The 6000-nt window shown below is 63.9% G+C and carries 5 protein-coding genes; 2 read left to right on the top strand and 3 right to left on the bottom strand.

What is annotated here, in order from left to right; genetic code table 11:
* Both D457_RS33405 and D457_RS0126030 read right to left on the bottom strand, forming a co-directional pair.
* Positions 1-286: hypothetical protein (locus tag D457_RS33405; protein WP_083926865.1), on the bottom strand; the 286-nt coding region annotated here is incomplete at its 3' end.
* A gap of 105 nt (positions 287-391) precedes the next feature.
* Positions 392-937: an ATP-binding protein gene (locus D457_RS0126030; RefSeq protein WP_017583616.1), complete on the bottom strand. Its 546-nt coding sequence runs from the start codon at positions 935-937 to the stop codon at positions 392-394.
* 261 nt (positions 938-1198) lie between these two features.
* Between D457_RS0126030 and D457_RS0126025 the strand changes: the two genes are divergently transcribed.
* Positions 1199-2053 carry a DUF5753 domain-containing protein gene (locus D457_RS0126025; RefSeq protein WP_026117044.1) on the top strand — a complete coding sequence of 285 codons (855 nt, stop codon included), beginning with the start codon at positions 1199-1201 and terminating at the stop codon, positions 2051-2053.
* The gene (locus D457_RS0126020; protein ID WP_017583614.1) at positions 2043-2273 is read left to right on the top strand and encodes a DUF397 domain-containing protein; all 231 of its coding nucleotides are present in this window, start codon (positions 2043-2045) and stop codon (positions 2271-2273) included. Before D457_RS0126025 ends, D457_RS0126020 begins: the two co-directional genes overlap by 11 nt.
* A 54-nt stretch (positions 2274-2327) precedes the next feature.
* Here D457_RS0126020 and D457_RS0126015 read toward each other — a convergent pair whose 3' ends face one another.
* Entirely contained in the window at positions 2328-5960 is a 3633-nt protein-coding gene (locus D457_RS0126015; protein WP_239646230.1) for an Eco57I restriction-modification methylase domain-containing protein, read from the bottom strand.
* Positions 5961-6000 lie beyond the last annotated feature (40 nt).

Genomic DNA, 6000 nt, shown 5'->3' with positions numbered 1-6000 from the left:
GCAGGTCTTCCACCTCCACTCGATCTCGTGGCGCCTCGTGGCGCACGCTCTCCCCAAACCACACGATCTGGCGCGGGTGGCGTGTCTGGAGCCGGGCGGCCTTGTGGTGTTCGAGGGCGAACTCGGCGCGGTGTCCGCCCAGGCGGGGCAGGGTCTGGGCCCGGCAGGAGCGACAGGTGCGGTGGGTACAGGAGGCGCAGGCCGGACCGGGCACGGCCGGGATCCGGTAGGGGTTGTTCGGACGGGAGTCCAACGGACGACGGGGCGCGGGGATAGGATGCGACATCGATCCTGCTTTCTTACTTCTGCAGACGTGGAATTCAGGGTTCGTGGGGCTCAGGAGACGCGGCAACGTCTTCCTGAGCCCTCTCTCATGTGCGGAGTATTCGGGTCAGAGCTGCGACCAGGGGTTGTCGTCCAGGTCCCGCGCGAGGAAGAACCAGACGGTGCGGAGCTCGGGCAGCCCGTTGTCTCCCCAGGTGGTCGCGAAGGCCTCGACCATCGCCAGCCCGCGCCCCGCCTCGACCTCCGGGTTCAGCCCGTTCGGGTCCGGCGAGAACTGACCGGCCTTGATCGGCGCCACGCTCCCCTGGTCCCGGCAGGTCAGGTGCATCCCCTGAGCGGAACGGCGGACCTGGAGGTCGTAGAAGCCCCCGGGCAGCCCCGACCGGGAGTGCCGGATGGCGTTCCCGGCCAGCTCGGCCCCCAGGAGGGTGAAAAGGTACCGGTAGTCGTCGGGGCAGTCGGCCACGCAGGTGTTCAGGAAGAGCCGGGTCAGCGGCATCAGCTCCGGGATCCCGGGGAAGCTGTAGTCACGCTGCCGGAAATGGGGGCGGTCGGTCTGCCCGGAGAAGTAGTGGGAGTGGTAGGGCTGGATGAAGCTGGTCAGCGGCACGGTGACCTCGCTCCGGACAACCTCGGGGGCGGAAACGGGCATGACGAACACACTCCTTACGTAGAATCCTGCGTTGCCTCTGAATCTTTGGGACCGTGACAAGCTCTTGGTATCGGCCTGATGTGAACCGCCGCTGTGCAGGGCATCCGCTCCGTTGAGGAGCCAGCGGCCCAGTCGAGCGGTCTCCGACACTGCGCCAACTTCCTCCTGCTGACACTAGAATGAACTCATCAATTGATGAAATCAAGTCCGGATCCTAAATTGATGGGTATGTCTGATTCGTTGACCGCTAGCATCTCCCCCATGAGCAAGAGGCCTTCACCGACCGTGCGCCGCCGCCGTCTGGCCCGCGAGCTCCGCAGACTTCGGGAGGCCGCAGAGCTATCAACCACGCAGGTCACACGAGAACTCGGCTGGGCTGCTGGACGGATCAACCACCTCGAGAACGGCAGGCACCGGACAGATCCCAGCGCCCTCAGAGACCTCATGCGCCTCTATCGGGTCGAGGACACCGAAAAGGTCAACGCCATCCTCGCGTTGGGGCGCCAAGCTCGGGAGAAGGGTTGGTGGCACAGCTACAGCAGTGTCCTTGACGCGGACTACCTGGGCTTCGAGGCCGAGGCCGCCACCGTCAGCGTCTACCAACCAGCTGTCATCCCTGGCCTGCTGCAAACTGCCGGGTACACGGCGATTTCCGCCCGCGCAAGCGGCGCAGTCACCGAAACCGACATAGACCAGGTCGTCACCGCTCGCCTGGAACGCCAGAAACTACTCCAGGAAGACTTGAACCTCCTGGCCATCGTGGATGAGTGCGCGCTCCTCCGGCTCGCTTACGCCCCCGAAGTGGCCGAGGAACAACTCACACACCTCATCGAGCTGAGCGAAGGCATCAACAGGGTCACCCTGCAAGTGCTACCACTGAGTGCCGGACTGCACGCTTCGATGGGGTCCGGGTTCGTCATCCTGGACTACGCCGACGAGTCCGACCCTTCTCTCGTGTACTTGGAAGGACGCACCGGAGGCACCTTCTTGGAGAAGAACCACGAAGTCAACGACTACCGCCAGGTTCTCGCTTCATTGATGCGTTCGGCCCTGAGCGAGCACGAGTCCCTCAAGACACTGAAAACCCTCCTGAAAGAGGCCCGAAGTGGAGTTTAGAAAGTCCTCCTACAGTGCCACCGAGAGCCACTGCGTAGAGGTCGCACAGATCCCGGCCAGCTTCCGGCAGAGCTCACACAGCGGGCACATCCAGAACTGCGTCGAGGTTAGCCCTCTCCCTACCGGCGCCGCGATGCGGGACTCCAAGCACTCCGATGCCGGACACTTGCCCTTCCCCGCCAGTGAATGGTCCACCTTCCTCACCACCGCACTCAAATAACCCAAACCCTCGAAGCCTGGCCCGGGAACAACGCCCGTGCCAGGCTTCGGCAGCTCAGAAAAGGGTGCCCTCCGGAGGGAACAGACCGTCCTGCGCCACCGGTATAGCGGCTTTCTTCGCCTTGGCCGCCTTCCTGGACTTCTTCTTCGGAGGCCAGATCCCCTTACGCTCTTCTTCCGCGTGCCGATCGAAGTTCAGCTGGAGCAGTCGGTCTAGGATCTCTACGCGAGCAGCCGGGCTCACAGTCCAACGGACGCCTTGATCGGTCTCATGATGACCATGCTGCAGGTCGAGATCGCTCCAGCCGTAGGCTTCCTTGACCGCTTCGTCGATCTCAACATGGATCTCACGCAGCTGGTCAACGTCCGAGTCGCCTTGAAGATCCGGATCATGGACCAGGTTGTAGAACTTGGTTAGTCCGAGGTTCCGCCGCATCATGATCTCTCGACGTTCCTGATCAAGGGCGCCGCCCAACGCGGCCACCTCTTCTTTCACCTTTGGCTTGGGGAAGGTCTCATATACATCGGTCGGTGTGTATCGAAGGTCCCCCTTCATGCTCGATGCGCGTGATGCGGCCCATGCATAGTGGATGTTGCTACTGAGCAGTCCGAGGTGCTGATCGGAGCCATCTGTGAACACACCCACCATGTGCGAGAAAACCTGCCCTGTAGGCTGCCGAACCGGAAGAGCTGTCCTACTCACCAAGGCAATCACTAGAACCCGATCCAACCCAGCGATAGCCTCCATCATCGCAGGCCGCTTTTCCCCATACTGCCACCAGTAGTCCCGGTAAATTTTCCGGTTGTTTTGCATTCTGGCAGGTTTTACGTCCCGTTCCACAATTTCAAACGGCTCCAAGTACTCCCTGGCCTCTTCCTCGGACATGGCTCCGAAGTTGATGACCCACCGACTCGGTGAACAGTCGGGCCTGGAGTTGAGGTCTTTTCCGATCAGGTACGGGAAAACCACCTCCTGGTTCTTCGGGTTCTTCTGAATCAGCTCCTTGGCCTGATCTGACTCCAGAACAAAACCCTCACCCAGCACATACGAACCAATAAACGACGTTTCAGCATTAGCAACCAAACGCCACGGGTTACCTGTCACCCGCGACTGTGGGTCGAGTGACGGCGTGATCCCCGGAACCCGCGCATCGCTCAGGACAGCCTGCTCCCGCTCTCCGCTGTGACCTGCCCACACCAACGACACGTGAACGCTCGCGCTGCCCGGCCACCTCTGGCTCTTCACCGCCCGGTAGACCTGCCACCCCTCCCGCTCCACCACCTGGTCAAGCCCGACCTCGCGTGTATCACCCTGCGCGATGGTGTTGGTCGCGATGATCCCGGTACGCCCCTTGGGTGCAAGAACCAGATTCCGCAGCAGGAAGTACGAGCACAGGTCCGCACTCCCACGTTTCCCGTTGGCGATGTCCACCACCAGGTACTCGCGGACATCCCGACCAATATTCCCAGTCAGTCGCTGCCCGCCGATGAACGGAGGATTCCCGACCACCGCATCGAAACCGCCATCCCCCATCACCTCAGGGAACTCGATGGCCCAGTGCATCGGTTTGATCGGATGCTCCCGATCCCCCCTCAGCCAGTCACGGATCTTGGAGCGCGTGGCCTCTTCCTTGTAGAAGTCATACGTGCTCTCGTCCAACAACTCCAGGAACTCATCCGACAGGAACGTCAGCAGCCGGTTGTACGCGTCTTGCCAGTTGTACTTCTTGTCCTCCGCGTCCTGGAGCTTCTTCTCGTAGTCCTCCAGGTCGAGTTCCGCGTACCGATCGGCCGCCAACGCCGCCGCGACCACACCGTCACACGCCAGCCGCAACTGTGTGAGACGCGCGTTGGCCTCCGCATTCAGCTTCGCCTTCTGACGCACTTCCTCTGGGTCGTTCACCGGGGGCAGGGATTCGATCTCCCGCCTCAGCTCAGTGACCTCACCCAGCACACGGTCGATGTACTCACCCACGTCACCGGAGAGCCGAGCGTTGATGCTCCGTCCTTCATCAGGGTCCGTGTGGAAGTACTTCACCTGCTGCTCGTTCACCAACCCGACCAGCGAGTCCCCGCTCTTCAGCGCGTGGTCGAGGAAGCTGAACGGCTTGTCCCTGGCCAGAGTCTCCAACCACATCGACAGCTTCGCCAGCTCCACCGCCATGTCGTCGCGGTCCACGCCGTAGATGCACGAGGCCGCCACCCGACGCTTGGCGTACAGCCGCACATCTTCGAGCTCAACGGAACTCTCGCCCTCACCGGCGCCCTCACCACCCCAGCGAAGCTCCTCCGGCAGCCCGTCCCGCTCCCAGGCCTCGACCACCCGCTCCCCCAGGTACCGGGTGGCGGCCACCAGGAACGCCCCGCTCCCCGCTGCGGGGTCCACCACCTTCAGCTTCAGCAGCTCGTCCGCGGGCTTGACCCGCCACTCCGACTCCGGCGCACCGTCAGCCGGTCCCGGCTGGTACACCAGCGGTTCCAGGGTGTAGCGCACCACCTTCTCCGCCAGTTCACGCGGGGTGTAGTGCGTCCCGGTCTTCCTGCGCTCCCCCACTCGGGTGAAGACCACCGACCGGTCCGGGAACACCGTCGGGTCCTCACGCAGGTCGGTCCGCAGCAATCCCCAGAACGGCAGGGTCCGCTCGGTCAGCTCCGCGTCGCTGTCCCAGGCCGAGTGCAGCCTCGAACGCTCCTCCGGCCCCGGCTCGGCCGCCAGCATCTTCTTGAGCTGGGTCCGCGTCGCCTTGGTCTCTTCCTGCAACCAGTCGAGGAAGACCTCCTCGCCCTCGGAGTAGACCTCCTCCACCTTCGCCAGCGGCAGCTCCGGCTCCTGTTTGCCCTGCAACCCCACGTACGGACCCTGGGTCTTGCGGACGGAGAATTCCAGCAAGCCCTCGTACACATGGCCGATGTCCTCCACCCCCAGACCCTTGTAGGAGATCCGGGTCGGGGTCCCCTTCTTGGTCTTGGGCTTCAACATGACCAGCGCGTCGAGGATCTCGAACACCACCCGGTCAGCGACGGCGAAGCCCTCCAGCCACTCATACGTCTGCGGGTCGAAGAGCGACCCCCCGTACGGCGGCAGCCTCAGGTCCGGGTGCTCCGACCCCTTGTGGATCCCGTTGAACAGGGCGAGCAGCCGGGGCCAGGCGGCAGCCCGCCGGTCCACGACCTCCTCGCCCAGCTGGTCGCGGTCGATGGTGAGCTGGTCGTGCAGGCGGCTGACCGAGTAGTGGTCGGCGTAAAGGTCGTCGGTCGGCAGCAGCCGCTGCTCCTCCGCGTACAGCAGGAACACCAGCCGCATGAGGACGGTCAGCGCACCCTTGTAGATCTCACGCTCACCCACGTGCTCCAGGAACCGGCCGCTGGACTCCCGGTCCAGCCGGGCGATCTCGGCGACGAGCAGCTCCACAGCGCGCAGGACCTGGTTGCCCAGGTCCTCCGTCAGATCGCTCTGCTTGTCGAAGGTGCGCTCGAACAGCGCAGCCGCGGCATTGGTGAGCTCTCCGCCCCTGTCCCGGGCGGGCAGCCGCACCCGCTGGCTCTCCAGGAGCGCCGCGAACGCCTGGAGCAGCAGGGGTTCCTCTCCCCACAGATCGGCGTCGAACACCCCCACCGAGGTGGGTTTTCCGGGCAGCGCGTGCACCAGCGCCCAGTACTGGCCGTCGGTGACCAGCGCCAACGGCACCCCCAACTCGCGGCAGCGGGCCGCCGCGGTCTCCACCGGA

It is taken from the genome of Nocardiopsis valliformis DSM 45023 (assembly GCF_000340985.1).
GTDB lineage: Bacteria > Actinomycetota > Actinomycetes > Streptosporangiales > Streptosporangiaceae > Nocardiopsis > Nocardiopsis exhalans.
This window is presented reverse-complemented; position numbering and strand designations above follow the sequence as displayed.